The organism is Empedobacter falsenii, from assembly GCF_013488205.1.
Classification (GTDB): domain Bacteria; phylum Bacteroidota; class Bacteroidia; order Flavobacteriales; family Weeksellaceae; genus Empedobacter; species Empedobacter falsenii_C.
Map to the genome: position 1 here is coordinate 1,266,201 of NZ_CP040908.1, position 19,138 is coordinate 1,285,338.

The 19,138-nt window shown below is 32.1% G+C and carries 15 protein-coding genes; 6 read left to right on the top strand and 9 right to left on the bottom strand.

Annotation, left to right across the window (positions count from 1 at the left end):
- Positions 1-2: 2 nt before the first annotated feature.
- A complete protein-coding gene (gene rlmN, locus FH779_RS05940; protein WP_038336309.1) occupies positions 3-1,052 on the bottom strand; it encodes a 23S rRNA (adenine(2503)-C(2))-methyltransferase RlmN in 1,050 nt (349 codons plus the stop codon).
- Positions 1,053-1,059: 7 nt separating this feature from the next.
- Positions 1,060-2,109, bottom strand: coding sequence for a tRNA preQ1(34) S-adenosylmethionine ribosyltransferase-isomerase QueA (queA, locus tag FH779_RS05945; RefSeq protein WP_038336356.1), 1,050 nt, complete (start codon positions 2,107-2,109; stop codon positions 1,060-1,062).
- Between the two features lie 158 nt (positions 2,110-2,267).
- Here queA and FH779_RS05950 point away from each other — a divergent pair, with 158 nt between their 5' ends.
- A complete protein-coding gene (locus FH779_RS05950; RefSeq protein ID WP_180906366.1) occupies positions 2,268-2,852 on the top strand; it encodes a TlpA family protein disulfide reductase in 585 nt (194 codons plus the stop codon).
- Positions 2,853-3,098: 246 nt separating this feature from the next.
- Entirely contained in the window at positions 3,099-5,921 is a 2,823-nt protein-coding gene (locus FH779_RS05955; protein ID WP_180906367.1) for a GEVED domain-containing protein, read from the top strand.
- A 441-nt stretch (positions 5,922-6,362) separates the two neighbouring features.
- Here the strand turns inward: FH779_RS05955 and FH779_RS05960 are convergent, their stop codons facing one another.
- From FH779_RS05960 to FH779_RS05970, 3 genes are read right to left on the bottom strand one after another with little or no spacing between them, the layout of a single operon-like run.
- Positions 6,363-7,445 carry a glucosaminidase domain-containing protein gene (locus tag FH779_RS05960; RefSeq protein WP_180906368.1) on the bottom strand — a complete coding sequence of 361 codons (1,083 nt, stop codon included), beginning with the start codon at positions 7,443-7,445 and terminating at the stop codon, positions 6,363-6,365.
- Positions 7,442-8,359, bottom strand: a complete 918-nt coding sequence (locus FH779_RS05965; protein WP_180906369.1) for a 1-aminocyclopropane-1-carboxylate deaminase/D-cysteine desulfhydrase — start codon at positions 8,357-8,359, stop codon at positions 7,442-7,444. Before FH779_RS05965 ends, FH779_RS05960 begins: the two co-directional genes overlap by 4 nt.
- On the bottom strand, positions 8,360-8,686 hold the full coding sequence (locus FH779_RS05970; protein WP_114999988.1) for a hypothetical protein: 327 nt from the start codon (positions 8,684-8,686) through the stop codon (positions 8,360-8,362). It abuts the gene before it with no gap.
- Positions 8,687-8,847: 161 nt separating this feature from the next.
- Between FH779_RS05970 and FH779_RS05975 the strand changes: the two genes are divergently transcribed.
- The gene (locus FH779_RS05975; protein WP_180906370.1) at positions 8,848-9,009 is read left to right on the top strand and encodes a DUF5522 domain-containing protein; all 162 of its coding nucleotides are present in this window, start codon (positions 8,848-8,850) and stop codon (positions 9,007-9,009) included.
- A 4-nt stretch (positions 9,010-9,013) separates the two neighbouring features.
- Entirely contained in the window at positions 9,014-9,748 is a 735-nt protein-coding gene (locus tag FH779_RS05980) for a DUF2911 domain-containing protein (RefSeq protein WP_180906371.1), read from the top strand.
- 36 nt (positions 9,749-9,784) lie between these two features.
- Here FH779_RS05980 and FH779_RS05985 read toward each other — a convergent pair whose 3' ends face one another.
- The gene (locus FH779_RS05985) at positions 9,785-10,219 is read right to left on the bottom strand and encodes a potassium channel family protein (protein WP_180906372.1); all 435 of its coding nucleotides are present in this window, start codon (positions 10,217-10,219) and stop codon (positions 9,785-9,787) included.
- A 185-nt stretch (positions 10,220-10,404) separates the two neighbouring features.
- Between FH779_RS05985 and FH779_RS05990 the strand changes: the two genes are divergently transcribed.
- The gene (locus FH779_RS05990) at positions 10,405-12,024 is read left to right on the top strand and encodes a glycoside hydrolase family 10 protein (protein ID WP_114999991.1); all 1,620 of its coding nucleotides are present in this window, start codon (positions 10,405-10,407) and stop codon (positions 12,022-12,024) included.
- A 49-nt stretch (positions 12,025-12,073) separates the two neighbouring features.
- Here FH779_RS05990 and FH779_RS05995 read toward each other — a convergent pair whose 3' ends face one another.
- The 3 genes from FH779_RS05995 to tsaD form a co-directional block, all read right to left on the bottom strand.
- Positions 12,074-12,427, bottom strand: a complete 354-nt coding sequence (locus FH779_RS05995) for a hypothetical protein (protein WP_038336316.1) — start codon at positions 12,425-12,427, stop codon at positions 12,074-12,076.
- 171 nt (positions 12,428-12,598) lie between these two features.
- On the bottom strand, positions 12,599-13,306 hold the full coding sequence (locus FH779_RS06000; protein WP_180906373.1) for an RsmE family RNA methyltransferase: 708 nt from the start codon (positions 13,304-13,306) through the stop codon (positions 12,599-12,601).
- Complete coding sequence (tsaD, locus tag FH779_RS06005) at positions 13,306-14,325, bottom strand: tRNA (adenosine(37)-N6)-threonylcarbamoyltransferase complex transferase subunit TsaD (RefSeq protein WP_180906374.1); 1,020 nt, start codon at positions 14,323-14,325, stop codon at positions 13,306-13,308. The genes FH779_RS06000 and tsaD overlap by 1 nt, the downstream gene beginning before the upstream one ends.
- Positions 14,326-14,388: 63 nt before the next feature.
- Here tsaD and FH779_RS06010 point away from each other — a divergent pair, with 63 nt between their 5' ends.
- The gene (locus FH779_RS06010) at positions 14,389-18,984 is read left to right on the top strand and encodes a translocation/assembly module TamB domain-containing protein (RefSeq protein ID WP_180906375.1); all 4,596 of its coding nucleotides are present in this window, start codon (positions 14,389-14,391) and stop codon (positions 18,982-18,984) included.
- The last annotated feature ends 154 nt before the right edge of the window (positions 18,985-19,138 follow it).

The window sequence follows — 19,138 nt, forward strand, 5'->3', positions numbered from 1 at the left end:
TTTTAATCATTTCCAGTTTTATTGGCTAATTGTCCGCAAGCTGCATCAATATCTTTTCCGCGACTACGACGTACATTTACCACAATATTGTTGGATTCTAAAGCTTTGATATAATTGTTAACTGCTTCTTCTGATGCTTGTTTGTAGATTCCGTCATCAATCGAATTATATTCGATAATATTCACTTTAGAAGGAATTTTTCGACAGAATTTTACCAATGCATCGATATCTTCTTTTTTATCATTAACACCGCCCCAAACAATATATTCGAACGTAATTCGTAAACCTGTTTGTTGGTACCAATATTGAAGACTATCCATTAAATCCGTCAACGGAAATTTAACAGAAAAAGGCATAATCACATTACGAACTTCTTCTCGAGCCGAATGTAAAGATACCGCAAGGTTAACACGTAAATCTTCGTCAGCCAGTTTTTCAATCATTTTAGGAATTCCCGAAGTAGAAACTGTAATTCGTCTTGGAGCCATTCCTAGTCCTTCTGGCAATGTGATTTTTTTGATGGCAGAAATTACTTCGTTATAATTTAACAAAGGTTCTCCCATTCCCATAAATACGATATTGCTTAAAGGACGATTGAAATAACGTTTACTTTCTTCATCGATAATCACAACTTGATCGACGATTTCGGCAGCTGTTAAGTTACGCATACGTTTTAATTGCGCTGTTGCACAAAAAGTACAATCCAAGCTACAACCAACTTGCGAAGAAACGCATGCAGTTGTGCGAGAATCAGTCGGAATTAAAACAGATTCCACAACGTTACCATCATGAAGTTTAACCGCATTCTTGATGGTTCCGTCGTTAGATTTTTGTAGAAGATCAACTTCAACAGGTTGAATTTGGAAAGATTCTCCCAATTGCTCACGTAGAGCTTTTGAGATATTCGTCATGTCATCAAATTGATGCGCATTCTTTTTCCATAACCATTCGTACACTTGTTTTGCGCGGAATGATTTTTCTCCAATCTCTTTGAAATAATCTTCAATCTCAGCTTGTGAAAGCTTTCGTATATCTTTTTTTGTTGTACTCAAACTTGTCTTATAAGATTAACATTGCATCTCCGTAAGAGTAGAATTTGTATCCTTCTTTTACAGCTTCGTTGTATGCTTTCATTGTTAAATCGTGTCCAGCAAACGCAGAAATCATCATGATTAATGTAGATTTTGGTGTGTGGAAGTTTGTAATCATACAATTTGCAATAGAGAAATCGTATGGTGGGTGAATAAATTTGTTCGTCCAACCATCAAATGCATTTAAATGACCATCTGCAGAAACAGAAGATTCGATAGAACGCATAGAAGTTGTACCAATAGCACAAACTTTTTTCTTCTCGTCAATTGCACGATTTACAAGATCAGCAGATTCTTGAGGAATAATAACTTGCTCAGACTCCATTTTGTGTTTAGATAAATCTTCAACCTCTACAGCTTGAAAAGTTCCTAAACCAATGTGTAATGTTAATTCAGCAAAATCAACACCTTTAATTTCTAAACGTTTTAATAAGTGTTTAGAAAAGTGTAAACCAGCTGTTGGTGCAGCAACAGCTCCTTCGTGTTTTGCATAAATTGTTTGGTAACGCTCTGCATCTTCTGGTTCAACATCACGTAAAATATATTTTGGAAGTGGAGTTTCTCCTAATTCTTTCAATTTTGCACGGAATTCTTCGTAAGATCCATCAAATAAGAAACGTAAAGTACGTCCACGAGAAGTTGTATTGTCAACAACCTCTGCAACTAATGTATCATCATTATCGAAGAATAATTTATTTCCGATACGAATTTTACGCGCAGGATCAACCAAAACATCCCATAAACGAGTCTCAGCATCTAATTCTCTTAGCAAGAAAACTTCGATTTGAGCACCAGTTTTCTCTTTGTTACCCATCAAACGAGCAGGGAAAACTTTCGTATTGTTACGAATCATTACATCTCCTTCGTCGAAATACTCGATAAGATCTTTAAATTGTCTATGTTCAATTTCTCCGGTGTCACGGTGAACAACCATTAAGCGAGCTTCGTCTCTGTTTTCAGAAGGGCGATCTGCTAAAAGTTCTTCAGGTAAAGTAAAGTCGAAATCGGAGGTTTTCATTTTCATAATTGTACAATTTTTTGCAAATATACGATGTCAGATACCCCTTTGTCAAGTGAATTGAGGTATTTTATGAAATTGCTAACGTTTAAATGTTTATTTTTGACGAAAGACTTATAGATATTATCAAGTTTTTTAATACTTATTTGAAAAATAAAATGAAAACGAAACTACTATTACTATCAATGTTTTTTACATTTTTTAGTTGTAATAAATCCGAACAAAAAATTGAAGAATCTGCTGAAATAGAAAAGATTGATTCTGTTGCAAAAAAAGAATCACCAGAATCAGAAATTCCGAAAGAATTGATAAAAGCACCAGATTTTTCTTTGGCTGATATCAATGGAAAACGATTTGACTTATCAGATTTCAAAGGAAAATATGTCTACATGGATATTTGGGCAACATGGTGTGGACCTTGCAAAGTTCAAATTCCTTTTATGAAAGAATTGGAAAAACAATTTCATAATGCACCAATTCATTTTGTAAGTGTTTCTTTGGATAAATTAGAAGATAAGCCAATTTGGGAAAAAATGGTGAGAGAAAATCAGATGTCTGGTGTACAGTTATTTGCAGGAAGAGAAGATAACTTTGGCTTTGATTATAAGATAGAATATATCCCGACTTTTATTATTTTAGACAAAGAAGGAAATATTATGATTGATCGCGCGCCTGCACCGATGGATTATCAAACAGGAGAAATCAATCAGCAATTGGTTGATATTCTCAAAATAATGAAATAAAAAAAAGTTTTAAAAAATGTCTCTAAAATTATACTTTTTAGAGACATTTTTTATGAAAAAAACCGAATGTAGTTTGTTGAATTCTTTTTATTTATTTTTAATAAATATAGATTTATTTTCTTAAATAGTGTTTAATAATTAATTAAAATAATGTTTTTATTGATTATTAGTTAAATAATTTCCTTTATTTTTTTCGTATTGATATTAAAAATGTATGTTTGTATTACTAATATTTAATTAATATTTATGAAGAAAATTTTACTATTATGTGGTATGGCGCTAGGAATTGGCGCGAATGCACAAGTCTCAGTTAAAGAGGGGTTCGAAGGAACGCTTCCGTCGACTTGGGTTGGAGCTGGAGGTTATACACCAGCTAACTATACAGGAGTGTATAATAACGCGGGGTGTACTGGAGCTGATAGAGCTTGGGGAGCTGCTTTAGTGGGAACTGCTGCCTCTGGAAAAACAGCTACTCTTACTTATACTAAGCCTGCAGCGATGGTGACTAATGGAAAGCAAGTTGACATTAGCTTTGATTATGTCATAGAGGATTTCTTACAAAATAATGTAGGGGAACTTAAAGGAGATATTCTTGTACAATATTCTACTGCTTCTACAGGGACTACTTTTACAACAGTTTCTACGATTCCATATAGTGGAACAACAGGTGAATGTGTACATGTTACAGCCTCTATAGCTGATGGAATTGTTAATGGAGCAAATTTTAGGTTTAGAATTTCAGTAACAAGTTCAAGTGCGAATAATACTAACGGAGCATTAGTATTTTTAGATAATATTTCTATTTTACAAAAGGTTGATGCTCTTCCAAGTTGTACTACTCTTTCTACTCCAGTAGATGGTGCGACAGGTGTTTTTGTTAGACCAACTTTTACATGGGGAATTGCTGCAAATGCACATGCTTACAAATTGTATTTAGGAAGTGTGTCAGCTAATTACAATGCAATAAATGGAGAAGAACTATCTTCAGGTTATATGTTACCTGCAGCTCAAGCGTTGGCGGCTAATACGAAATATTTTGCTAAAATTGTTGCAACTAATAGTTTAGGAGATGCTGTAGGTTGTGTGGAAACTACATTTACAACAGGTGAAAATGCGTTAGCTCCTTATTGTGGACCGATTATTACTACTATTCCTGCTCAGATGTTCCCAATCAAATCATTCAAATTTGGAGATGTTGAAAAAATATCTGATGAAACGGCTACTACTTTTGGAGCGTTTGAAGCTCATCAAAATTTTACAACAACAAAATTCGAAATGAATGATGATGTAACGTCAGTGCCATTTACTTTATCTGGAATAGGATCAGGAAGTAATAATTTTGCTGCTACTATATACGTCGACTGGAATGAAGATGGTGATTTTGATGATGCGGGAGAAGCTTATTTCAATACAACAGCAACAATGTTGGTGTCAAATGTTGTAACAGGTGGTGTAATTAATTTAAAAGGAGATTTAGTTATTCCAACAGGTGTTAAAGCCGGAGACAAGAGAATGAGAGTGAAGTATAATTTCACAAATACTTCTGTTATTCATAATGCTCTTTCTACTGCTTGTTCAGATATTGGAAATGGTCAAGTAGAAGAGTATACAATTAATGTAAAATCTACTGCACTTACATATTGTGATGCTCAAGCGACTTCTACAAGTAATAGTTTTGAAAGAATTGTTAATGTTAAATTCGCGGATATAGATAATGCTTCGACAGCTTTATATAATAATAACGGATACGAAGATTTCACTAATATTGTAGGGAATGTTCAAACTAATAATAAATACCCAATTGAGGTTAAGATTTCTAATTTCTATGGTGATAAAACAAGTGTTTGGATAGATTATAATCAAGATGGAGTGTTTACAGACAACGAAAAAACAAATATGACTGTAAATGCAGCTACATCAACTGGGGTTGTGAAAATTCCTTCTGATGCAAAATTAGGAAAAACTCGTATGAGAGTTAGAACAACATATTCTACAGATCCTCAGCCATGTGGAAACACTACATATGGTCAAGTCGAAGATTATACAATTGATATAAAAGAAGGGGTAGCAACACTTCCTGATTGTGTTACAATTACAGCTCCAATAAAAGATGCAGTTGATGTAATGACAACTACTAAAATCACTTGGAATACTATTGATAATGCAGATAAATATAAAGTATATATAGGAACTGCTTCTGGAACTTACGATATAGAAGATGGTAAAGAAGTTACAGAAACAAGTTATAATGTTTCTTTATCTGCCAATACAAAATATTTTGTAAAAGTGGTAGCTTCAAATGAAACGGGTGATGCAACAGGATGTGAAGAGATTTCATTCACAACAGCTGCTAACTACACTTACTGTAACAACGGAATTAATATGATTTGTAACGATGGTGATGTTATTGAAAATGTAACATTTGCAGGAGTTAATAAAGATTCTAGTTGTAGCGGAGCAACAGGTTATTCTGATTTCACATCATTGGTTGCAGAAGTGTCTACTGGAGGAACTTATCCTATTTCTGTAAAAGTTGGACCTTCAGGTGATGGTTGGTTATATGAATCTGTAGGTGTGTGGATTGATTTTAACCAGAATGGTACTTTTGAAGAAAATGAGTATACATACGTAGGAACAGGACTTGCTGAAGTTCTTACTAAAGATGTAATTATTCCTGCTGATGCAAAATTAGGAAAAACAAGAATGAGAGTTGTATTATCTGCATCAAAAGCAGATGCTTTTGGTCATCATTTCGCTTGCGGACCAAATAATGCAAACGAGGCATATGGTGAGATGGAAGATTATACTGTTAATGTAGGAAAATTAGGCGTGTCAGACATGAGTAAAACTACGATATCAATATATCCTAATCCATTCAAAGATGTGTTAAGAATCTCTGATGTTAAAGATGCTGTTTCTATTGTTGTTACTGATCTTTCTGGAAGAACATTAGCAAATATGAAACCAGCTACAGAGCTTAATTTATCAGCACTTAGCAAAGGTGTTTATATTGTAACAATTAAATATGCTGATGGAAGTACTAAGACAACAAAAGTTGTTAAAAACTAACTTTAGATATTAATTTTAATAACAAACGCCACCCAATTTGGGTGGCGTTTTTTTGATATAATTCTAATCGTTTATAAATTAATTAAACCCTGAATTTGAAATTTTATTTAGTGATAAACCTAATTGTAATAAAACATATAAACATTATATAATTCAGCTTAGAATCTAAACTTTTAAAGGAAAAGGATACTAACTTTATTTATCTTTTTTATTAATCTACTTTATTAGGTTAAATGCTGATTATTAATTGTTTGTTAGTGTGCCTAATAAATGTGGAAGATTTATAAATGTGATAATCAAAGTTTGTTAAATTAGGATTTGATATAGTTGAAAATTATAGATATCAACTAAAATATTTGATTAGTATAAATAATAAATGTATTTCTAAAATGATGAAATAAAAAAAGCTTCCTTATGAAGCTTTTTTTATTATTGAGCTTATTATGCTCTAATTTTTGTTTTCAAATTAATTCGTTGTCCAACTCTTGGCTGTTCACCTGGTTCCATACGATTTAGCTTGTATAAATTGTTAACTTTCACACCAAAACGTTGCGAAATCGTGTACATATCGTCACCTTCTTGCACTTTGTACGAATAATCAGAACCTTTTGTTTTCTTTTTTCCGAAGAATACAATTTGTCCATCTTTCAATTTAGAACCCATTTGTATTTCATTGAAATTCGCAATATCCGAAGGAACTTTGTTGTACGTTTTAGAAATTGTCGCAATTGTTTCTCCCGCTTGCGCAACGATATAAGGAATATTATTTTTATGATTTTTGATGCGCGTTGTCGGAGTTTGCGTACGAGTTTCGTAAGTAATCGTTTTAGCGTTATTTACAATTGGCTCACTCTCTACAACATTATCTTTTGGTTGATAAGACGCTAATGCGACTTCTTCTTTGATGGTTTTAGGCTCTTTTTTCGTTTTAGATTTTGACGAATTATTTGCCAACATCATATCATCTTGATTGTTGTATAACGTATACAATTTTGCATAAACTTCTTCTGGAGAAATCTTATCAAATTGATCTAAATTATATTTTTCAATTCTCGAAATTAATTTTGAAGCATATTTTGGATCAGTTGCATAGCCAGATTTTTTCAGACCATTTGCCCAAGCATTATAATCTGTCGGATCTAAAATAAACAAAGCTTTGTAATATGGTCTTAACGCTAAAAATTTAGAATGATCTCTATAGCTTTCTTCAACTGAAGAATATTTTCTGAAACATTCGCCTTTTGCATCATCATCGTGATAAATACGAGGTTTATCCAACGACCATTCTTCAGGACCTTTACATTTTATTCCAAAATGATTATTGGCTTGATCGGCTAATTTACTTTGTCCGCCGCCAGTTTCCAATAAACCTTGAGCCAACGTAATACTTGCCGGAACTTTGTAAAGTTGCATTTCTTCAACAGCTAAAATAGCATGTTTTCGAATGTAAGTTATGTCTCTACTTTCTTGTGCTTGCGCCGAAATTGTCAACACTAAGCTAAAAACGTATAACAATTTTTTCATTCTATAATATTTTTGTTCTTCTTCTTTAAAAGTTTGTTCATTCCTTCAATTCCTTGCAATCCGCCTGTATGAACCAAAAGAATTTTAGAATTATCACTAAAATAATGATTTTTAATTAATTGAAAAATTCCAAAAACCATTTTTCCAGTGTAAATAGGATCCAATTGAATATGGTTAATTCGCTTGAAATCATTTACAAAAGTAATTAATTCATCCGAAACTTTCCCATATCCGCCAAAATGATAATCATTAAAAATAGTGAAATTCGTTTTATTTGTCAATTTTTCGATTTCATTTTGGATAAAATCTCCCTTTAAACTCGGAAAACCTAAAACTTTTTGATGAGGTTTCGAGCTTTCAATCAATCCAGCAATTGTTCCACAAGTTCCGATTGCCGAAGCAATAAAATCATATTCGAAACAATCATCGTACAGAATTTCTTCACAACCTTTTATTGCAAAATCATTTGTACCTCCTTCTGGAATAACGTAAGTGTTTGGATATTTAGTGTTTAAATGATTAATAAATTCTACTTCATCCTTTTTTCGGTATTCTTCCCTCGAAATAAAATGCAATTGCATTCCACATTCTTTTGCAAAACGTAATGTAGGATTTTCATCGATTTTATCCTTCAATTCTTCTCCGCGAATAAAACCGATAGTTTCGAAATGATGTAATAGTCCAGCTGCTGCCGTTGCCGCAATATGATTAGAAAAAGCACCTCCAAATGTTATCAATTTTTTGAAACCTTGTTTTTCAGCTTCAATAAAATTATATTTCAGTTTTCGGTATTTATTTCCAGAAATTTCGGGATGAATCAAATCTTCTCTTAATATAGAAAGTTGAATATTAAGAGAAGTTAAATGTTTGATGTCAATGTTTTGAATTTGAGCTTTATAATCGTTCCAAATCATTTAGATATATTTTAGAAAACTATAAAATTTTCGTTTTTTCAAATAATTCAAATTGTGTTCGTTTGCATAAGCTTCACGCTCAAAACTAATATTGCGATATGCTTTATGTTGATCGCGATATTGAATTAATCGAATCGCATATTCAATCAAGTAAAAAGGATAAAAGAACACAACCAAAAGTTCGAGTTGCTGAATGATATGAATGGTTTCGTGATTGATTAAAACTTCATCATTTTTCAGTTTTTTATCTCTCAAAAAAATGAAAGGAAAAATGGTAATTCCAATAAAATTCTTTCGGAATAAATGACTCAAAACAACTACAAACATGATTTAGGTAATTCGATTTTGTTGCAAAATTAATCAATCTGTGAAGATATTGATTTAAAAAGCATTAAAAATCGTAAATTTAGAGGAAGTTTCACAAATAATTATCATACCAAAATTAATGATAGTTTATAGATAAAAGTTGTAATTTCACAGCATTAGAAATGAAAAAGTTTGAAGAAGGAGATTATTATTTATCTCCAGAAGGTTTCAGAATATTTACTGAACAATATCTAAAAAGAAGAGGATATTGTTGCAAAAGTGGATGCAAACATTGTCCGTATGGATACGACAAAAAAACAGATAAAATAAAGAATAAGAAATAATTATATGAAAATAACATCAACAGTTTTAGCTTTGTTAATAGGAAGTTGTGCTTTTGCGCAAATGAAATTTCCTGCGGTAAGTTCTCATGCTGAAGTTGAGCAAAAAGTAGGTTTGACAGAATTTGAAATTGAATACAATCGACCAAATGTAAACGGAAGAAAAGTGTTTGGAAAATTGGTTCTGAATGGAGAAGTTTGGCGAACTGGAGCGAATGAAAATACGGTCATCAAATTTGATAAACCAATCAAAGTGAATGGACAAGAGTTGGCTGCTGGCGAATATGCGTTGTATAGCATTCCGAACAAAGAGGAGTGGGAGGTAATTTTTTATAAAGACACGAAAAACTGGGGGAATCCGAAAGAGTGGAAAGAATCGAATATAGCGTTGAAAGTGAAAGCTCCGTCGACAAAATCGATGAATAATAAGACAGAAACGTTTGAGATTCGTTTTACAAATGTGACGCAAAAATCGGCGAATTTGGTTTTAGCATGGGATAACACAACGGTTGTTTTGGATATTGAAACGAATACAATTAATGAAGTTTTAAAAATGATTGGAGATCAATTGAATGAAAATTCTTCTGCAAAAGATTTTTACAATTCAGCAAACTTCTATTATTCGAATAAATTGGATCGAAATCAAGCGTTGAAATGGGTTAATACAGCTTTAGAAAAAGATGCAAATGCGCCAGATTATTACAAAGAATTGAAAGTTAATTTGGAAAAAAATAAATATTAATTAAAAATCCCTTCAAAAATTTTTGAAGGGATTTTTTTATTGAGTAATATTCTTCTTTAAGATAATTTGTAGGTAAGAAAACATCAACGCAGTTGACCAGCCTACCATCATAATTCCGTTTATAGCTTCTAATCCAGCCATAATTTTCCATTCGCTATCAATCACAACATCACCGTAACCAACGGTTGTAAAAGTGATTAATGAAAAATAGATTGCTTCTTGAAAACTATATAAATTGTCAATATTTGGATTGAAATAAAAAGTAGCCGCCCAAATTGTACATTGTGCACCGTGCAATAAAGTCAAGAAAGATACTGAAATTGCCATTTGCCAAAGCACTTCACTAAACGTTAATCGTTGTTTTCTGAGATTAAATTTATGTAGATATTTTAGCGAATAAACCGTAACAGTTGATTGTAAAATAACATTTACACAAATAATCAATACACCAAAACATATAATTAGAAACATATTTTTATCAATTATAGATGAGTACAAAAATGTAAAGAATAAAATTTATAAAACACTTTTTGAAGCGAAAAATTTTGTAAATTTAATAGAGAAGGAAAATCTAGATATCCTAAATATTTGATAAAATCTGGATTAATAAAGCTTTATTACTAATTTTGTAACGCTAAAAATACATATTTCAACGAATGAAAATTAATTTTAAATATATTTTGATGTGTTTCGGAATAGCTACAATTGGCTTATCTTCGTGTGCTTCAAATAAAAATTCGAAAAAAATAGTTTATAAAAAAGTAGAATCTAAGCAGCCTATAAAACCTGTCGAATCTACGAAGTCAACCATTGCTACTACGCCAAAAACTGAAATTCCGAACAAGAAAGATGAAGTTTTTACAGTAAAACTACCTGAAGTAAATCGTGAGTTTCGTGCAGCTTGGGTAGCTTCTGTTGCAAATATTAACTGGCCTTCTAAAAAAGATTTGACAACAACGCAACAAAAAGATGAAGCAATAAAGTTGTTGGATATGTTAGAAGCAAACAATTTTAATGCTGTTATTTTTCAGGTTCGCCCAGCGGCAGATGCTTTGTATAAAAGTAATTTCGAACCTTGGTCTTACTTTTTAACTGGAGAAGAAGGTAAGGCGCCTTCGCCATATTATGACCCGTTAGAATTTTGGGTGGAAGAAGCACACAAACGTGGAATTGAGTTGCATGTTTGGTTAAATCCTTACAGAGCGCATCACAGTAGTGGAGGTCCAGTGACAAACGAATCGATGGTGAAAAGATCGCCAAGTAATGTGGTGAGATTGAAAAATGGCATGTATTGGTTTGATCCTGCTGACAAAAAAACGCAAGATCACGTTTCGGAAGTTGTTCGTGATATCGTTTCGCGTTATGATATTGATGGTGTTCATTTTGATGATTATTTCTATCCATATGCATCGTATAATGGTGGTGCAGACTTTCCAGATAATTCAACTTGGAATGTTTACAAGAATAATGGAGGAATGTTGTCGAGAGCAGATTGGCGTCGTCAAAATGTGAATACAATTATTGAGCGTATTTATAAAGAAATCAAAGCAGAAAAACCTTTTGTAAAATTTGGTATTAGTCCTTTTGGAATTTGGAAACCAGGATATCCTGCTGGAATTACAGGTTCTTCGCAATATGATGAATTGTATGCAGATGCAAAATTATGGTTGAACAAAGGTTGGGTTGATTATTTTTCGCCACAATTGTATTGGCCAATTAATTCGACAGGACAAAGTTTTCCGAAATTATTAGAATGGTGGAAATCAGAAAACACACATAATCGTCATCTTTGGCCAGGTTTGAATACTGTAGAAGTGAAAGTTTCGGATAGAACAACTGAGATTACAAATCAGGTAAAAATGGCTGGAGAAATTTTACAAAACAATGTGGGTGTTATTCACTGGAGTATTGCTGGATTAACGAAAAATCCTTCGATGTTGAGTTATCTGAAAGAAGGTCCATACAAAGCTAAAGCTTTGGTGCCAACTATGAATTGGATAAAAGCAGATCGTTTGGTAAAACCAAGTTTGACTGTAAATATGAAAGCGTCAGAAGTTGTGATGAATTGGAATGATTATAAAATGAATTCAAATGTTTCGAAATGGATTTTATACACACGTTACAACAACGATTGGGAAACGTCTATTTTGGATAAAACCAAAACAAACCAAACAATTTTGAAACACAAAGATGGTAAAAGTTTAACAGCAGTTGCACTAAAAGCTGTCGATCGTTTAGGAAACGAAAGTGATTACGTTGCTCAAAAAATTAATTAAGAATTGAATTTCTCTCAATATAAATCCTCAACATAAGTTGAGGATTTTTTTATTTTTTTCTCTTTAAAATATAATAAAGCGCATCGTTATCATTTTCTTTTGATGTGTAGGCAAACTGAAATTCATATCCGTTTTCAGACATAAAATTCAACGCATCAATCATCGAATTGAATTTCACTGAAATTCCGCGTTCATCTTTTATTTTCAAACCATTTTTCAGTGAAAAAGATTTGGTTTCTTGTCCAAAATCCAATCGAATATTCATTTTTGTACTCAAACCTCGCCCAGTTCCAATAATCTGTACATAATCAACATTGATATCTTTAATCGGAACATCATTTACAGTTTGCGCAACCGAAAAATTACCGATGAATAATCCCAAAATAAGTGCTAATTTTTTCATAAGTTTTAAATTTTGATAAAGATATTTATTTTCGAATGAAAGAAAAAAGCTGTTTCAAAAGACTAAAATTAGTCATGTCATTTCGACGCATGGAGAAATCTGTAATTTAGATTTCTCATTTCACTACGTTTCATTCGAAATGACATTTTTGAAACAACTTTCTTAATTATATTATTTCAATCCCCAATCAACAGCAAAAACAGCTTGTAAAGCTGCAGTTTCAGTACGGAAACGTTGATGTCCAAGACTAATTCCTGTAAAATTATGATCTTCTGCAGCGAAAATTTCATCTCTCGAAAAATCACCTTCAGGACCAATCATAATCAAAATTTTCTGCGGATTATTTTCCAAAACTGTTCGTAAAGGCGTACGTTCAATATCCGCTTCGCAATGCGCAATACATTTCGTGAAACCTTCAAAATCCTGTTTGATAAATTCATTGAATTTTGTCAAATCATTTACTTTTGGCAAATACGCTTTCAACGATTGTTTGGTTGCAGATTGTACAATTTTTTCAATTCGCTCGATTTTAATATTTTTTCGTTCCGAATGAAAAGTCTGTAAAAAAGTAATTTCGTCAATACCAATTTCGGTTGCTTTTTCCAAGAAAAATTCCAAACGTTCCATTGTTTTTGTTGGCGCAATTGCAACATGTAAATAGTAATTTTTCTGTTCGAAATTTACTTTTAAATCAACAATTTTTCCTTCAACTGCTTTTTTAGAAATCGACGTAATTTCAACTTGAGCCAAATTTCCTTTTCCATCCGTCACATGAACCAAATCGCCTTCATTTCCGCGCAAAACTTTCGCAAAATGATGACTTTCTTCTTCGTTCAGGATAGCTGTTTCGTGATGAATTTCTCCAAAAAATAATTTCATTAAATATGGTATTTAGCCACAGATTTCGCTGTGTTTTTTGTAAATAACTCTTGATCAAATTTTAAACTTCCAACCATTGCAATCATCGCTGCATTATCTGTTGTATAAGCAAATTTTGGAATAAAAGTTTTCCAACCAAATTCTGTTTCTCCATCTTTTAATCGTTGACGAATTTCAGAATTAGCCGAAACTCCACCTGCAATCGCAATTTGTTTAATTCCAGTTTCGTCCGATGCTTTTTTTACTTTTTCCATCAAAATATTAACGATAGAATGTTGAATAGAAGCGCACAAATCGTCAATATTTTCTTCAATAAAATTTGGATTCGTTTTGACTTCTTTCTGAATAAAATATAAAATTGACGTTTTGAAACCGCTAAAACTAAAGTTTAAACCATCAATTTTTGGTTTTGCAAATTTGAATTTTGTAGGATCTCCAATCTTAGATTTTTTGTCAATAATTGGACCTGCAGGATAAGGTAAATTTAAAATTTTACCTGCTTTATCAAAAGCTTCACCAGCTGCATCATCAATTGTTTCACCTAAAATTTCCATCTCAAAATAACTGTTGATTTTCACGATTTGTGTATGTCCACCAGAAACAGTCAAACATAAAAATGGAAAAGTTGGTTTTTCGTCGTTGGCATCTTCAATAAAATTTGCCAAAATATGTGCTTGCATGTGATTAACCTCAATCAACGGAATATCCAATGATTGACTGAAAGATTTCGCAAAACTTCCGCCAACCAAAAGCGAACCCATCAATCCTGGACCACGTGTATACGCGATTGCTTTAAGTTCTTCTTTATTAATATTTGCCTGTTTTAGGGCTTGATCTACGACGGGAACAATATTTTGTTGATGTGCTCTCGAAGCTAATTCTGGTACTACGCCACCATATATTTCGTGAATTTTTTGGCTTGCTACAACATTAGAAATAATTTTATTTCTGTCAATAATTGCTGCGCCTGTATCATCACAAGAAGATTCTATGGCTAAAATGTAGTTTTTATCGCTCATAATTCCTTGTAGAATAAAATTTATAACTTATTTTTACCCTGCAAATATCGTAAATTTAAACCATTGAAAATAGTCAGACGAATAGGAAGATTTTTATTGTCGTTGATTATACTCGTTTTAACCCTTGTTTTAACAGTAGCAATCGCAATACAAATCCCTGCGGTACAGACAAAAATAGCTCACTTTGCCTTAGAAAAATTAAATAAATCGTTGAACACGCAAATGTATGTGGATTCGGTGGATATTGATTTTTTTGGAACAATATATTTCCATGGCGTTAAGATAAAAGATGATCATAAATATGATTTTATTAAATCGAAAACTTTAGAAACAACGATAAATGTCTGGTCACTTATACCAGGAATCAAAAAAGATCACATTGATTTGAGTGAAGTGAAATTGATTCAGCCCGAAATTCGTGTGATTACGTACAAAGGCGATTCGATTTCCAATTTTATCAAATTTGTGAACGGTTTTAGTTCTGATAAACCAAAAGATCCGAAAAAGATTTTCAAATTGGATGGAGATTTTATTTTGGAAGACGGTAAAGTTTCAATTGTTAATCAAAATTCTGGGAATATCTGGTTGGATTCAAAACAGTTGAACATGACTGTAAAAAAGTTTCGATTAGTTGATTCTGATATTACGGCTGATTTAGAAAACTTCTGCTTTGTTGCGACAAAAAATAAAGAAACGTATAACGTACAAAACTTTACAGGAAAAGTTCATTATTCGAAAAAAGAAATTCGAGTTGGGAATTTGAATTTGAGAACGGATACGTCTGTTTTGAATGGAAATTTATTGTTGAGTTACGATGAACCCTCGGATATGAGTGACTTTGAAAATAAAGTTCGTTGGGATGTTTTTTTTGATCGAGGTTCTAAGATTAACTTTAAAGAAATTCGTTATTTCACACCTTTATTTGATAAAAATTCGTCAGTAGATTTATATGGAAAGGTAAATGGAACGCTGAATAATTTGACTTTTTCTGATTTCGAATTAAAAGGTGAAGATAATTATGTTGGAGCTTCTCGCTTACAATTGCAAGATGTTTTGCATGGTTCTTTGTTAAATTTTTCGACAAGAAATGTAAAAATTAATACATCATATCAAAAAATAACAAAATTACTTCCAACCTTTGTTTCGAAGAAAATTCCAAATATGTTGACACGTTTTGGAAACCTAAATTATCGTGGAGATATTTTGTTAAATCCAAATGAAATTCATGCGAATGGTTACGCCATTTCTGGACTTGGAGATGCTGATATTAAAGCGCAAATCAAGAATTATAAAAATGTAAAAGCCTTAATTTATAAAGGTACTTTAGATGCGAAAAACTTAAATCTTCGTCAATTAACTAATGCAAAAGATTTGGGTTATGTAAGCGGGAAGTTTAGATTTGATGGAAGAGGAACAGATTTGAAAAATATCAATTTAAATCTGGATGGAACACTTCGTTATATGGATTTGATGGGCAAACGTTATCAAAATATTACGGTTGACGGTTTGGTTAAAAATTATCAATTCAATGGCTTGTTCGATATCAAAGATCCAAATCTAAATGCGCAATTGAAAGGTAAAATTAACTTTAGTGGAAAACCTTATGATTTTGATTTTACTTCGAATATTCGTCAAATTAATTTAGATTTTCTTGGAGTTACAAAAAATCTAAATGCAATTGTACGTGGCGATGTTGAAGGGAATTTTAAGTTGACAAATATTAATGATTTCAGAGGAAATATTGATGTCAAAAATCTTTACTTCCGTTCGAAAAAAGATACGTTAGAATTGTCACATGTCATGTTGAATTCTCAAATAAATGGTTCGCATAAAATCATGACTTTGGATGTTCCTAATTATATGCGCGCTACAGTAGATGGTCGCTATAATATTACGGAAGTTGCCAATGTTATCAATAATTCGCTTGTAGATTTAGTTCCATCTTTCCGTCATAAAAAAGTTTCACCAAATCAGGCTTTTTCGTTTGATGTTTATGTGCAAGAAAATTTATTACAATATATCGATTCATCGATTTCGATTGAGCCTGATACGCATGTAAAAGGTTATATTGATGGTACGAAAAATCAGTTGGAAGCGACTTTGGATACGCCTGGAATTAAATATGCAGGAATTCAATTGTTCCAATCTAATGTTAATCTAAATACTATTGCGGAGTTGCCAACGTTGAATGCGAAGATTGATAGTTTGAAAGTAAGTGGTGTAACGATTAATGCAATTAACGTAAATTCGATTCCGAAGAATGATACAATGATTGTCAAAACAGATTTTAATATTGGTCGAAAAAATCCAATTTTATTTAATCTGAATCTTTTTCATACAGTTCAGAATAATAATGATTTGATTTTTGGATTTTCACCTTCAACAATTCAAATTGATTCGACACAATGGACAATTAATCATTTGAATGATGCAAATTCGAATCGTGTAATTTTTAATCGAATCAATAAATCATTAAAAGTTGAAGATTTATCATTAGAATCAGAAGAACAATATTTAAAAGTAAGTGGTTTATTTAATAACAATGTAGATTACAATTTCAATGCTGATTTTAAAGATTTGCATTTAGAAAAAATCATTCCTAAAACATTATTGAATAACCTAAAAATTGTCGGTATAGCAAACGGTAAAGTAGATATTATTCGTACAAAAGAAAAACTTGAACCAACGCTTGAAGCTAAAATTGATAAGTTAGGTTTAAATGATTTCGAGCTTGGTAATTTGACTTTACAAGGAGGTTATAATGTAGCGGATAAACAATTTAATTTTGAAACAAGTTTACAGAAAGAACAAATTCAATCGTTGGTTGCTTATGGTAATATTATCAATAAACCAACAGGTCCTGAGGTTGATGTAGATGCCAATTTTGATGAGTTTCACATCGATTTCTTAGAAGGATTCTTAAAATCTGTTTTCTCTAATATGCGTGGAACGTTATCTGGTGATTTAAAAATTACTGGACCAATTGATTTGCCAAATCTTAGCGGAAATATGATAGCAAAAGATCTTGGTTTGAAAGTGAATTTCTTAGGAACTGATTATTTATTTGAAGGAGAAAATGAATTGCTTGTTTCGAAACAAGGAAAAGGACAAGGGATTATTATGTTGAATGATATTGCGTTCAAAGACACAACATTCAATACAAAAGGAAAAGTTGATGGAGCAATTCTTTTCCGCAACTTATCTAAATGGGGTCTCAACTTAGATTTCGATACGCAAAATTTATTGGTGATGAATACATCTATAAAAGACAATGAACTGTTTTATGGAAAAGTATTTGCCAAAGGAAATGTCTCTATGTTTGGTGCGGTAGAGGAGTTGGAAATTGCTGGTGATGCGACTGTTGTAGGGAATTCTGAATTGACAATTAATACAGGAAGTACAACAATTGAGTCAGAAAATAACTTGGTACGTTTTGTTCCTAACCAACATTTAGACGAAAAATCTAAAAATAATGAACCGCATGCGCCAAAAGGAATGTCGATAGATGTCAACATTAATGCGTATCCAAATGCAATGGTGAATTTGATTTTTGATGCAGCTACAAACGATAAAGCGACAGCGCGTGGTACAGCAGAAAATCTTAGATTCTTAATGAATAAAGCAGGATTGAGTATTACAGGTGTATATAATATAGAAAGTGGAACATATGAGTTTAGACAATTTCCGCTGATTCCGAAAGATTTTAAAATCAAAAAAGGATCTTCTGTGCAATTTGCAGGAAATCCGCTCGATGCAACGCTTAATATTACAGCTGAATATCAACGTTCGGTATCAAATGTTGGAGATTATTTAGGTGTAGGATATTCGCAAATTTATGATGCTCTCTTATCAATTAATATTTCCGAAACGTTGAAGAAACCTATTATCGATTTTGGATTAACAATTCCTAATGCAGGTTCGGATATCAATTCGCAGTTACAATCAAAATTCCGTTCAAATACAGAAGAACAGATGCTTCAGTTTAGTTATATCTTATTGACAGGTAAATTTGGTGACGCATCGGCTGTTCAGTCTGGTGTAACGAGTACAGCTGCTGATATTGGTTTATCGACAATTGCGGGCATGTTATCATCTATTGCGAATAATGTAGATATACAAATGGAGTACGTTGGTGGTAGTGCACAATCGGAGACAAATGATAAAATTAGAACTTCGGTTTCATATCGCGTTAATAATCGTTTAAGTTTGCGTGGTTCGTATGGAATTGCGGTTACAAATAATAGAAATGTACAAGAGAATTTCGATGGTAATTTTGATATTTCCTACGATATTTCAAAATTAAATAATGGATCTTTGGTCCTAAAAGCATTTACAAAACCTACAACTTTCGGTTTGTTACCTGGAATGGAAAATAACTTGAATCAAAGTTTCGGAGTCGGAATTCAATACAACAAAAGTTTCGATACGTTTAGAGGTTTCTTAGGTTTAGATGAAATTAAAAAGAAAACTAAAGCTAAAAAAGAAGAGCAACCACAAGAAAGATTTGATTCGATTGTACTTCCGAAACAGTTTAAAAGTGAGGAAAGAAGAATAGATTCTACCCGTCAAACTACAAAAGATACGGTCAAAGTTACGTATCAAAAAACTACTCAACCTAAGGTGGAACAAAAGCGTCGCGGCTTAGTCAAAATTAAATAAAAAAAAATGAGTTTATTGTGGTTAGACAATAAACTCGCGCAAACAAACAAAAGTGATTAGTTCTTTCTTTTTTGAACTATTATTACAACAAAAGTAAAATATTAAATAAATCATTAAAAAATATTTTGAAGTTTGTTTGTTTTATTTATAATTT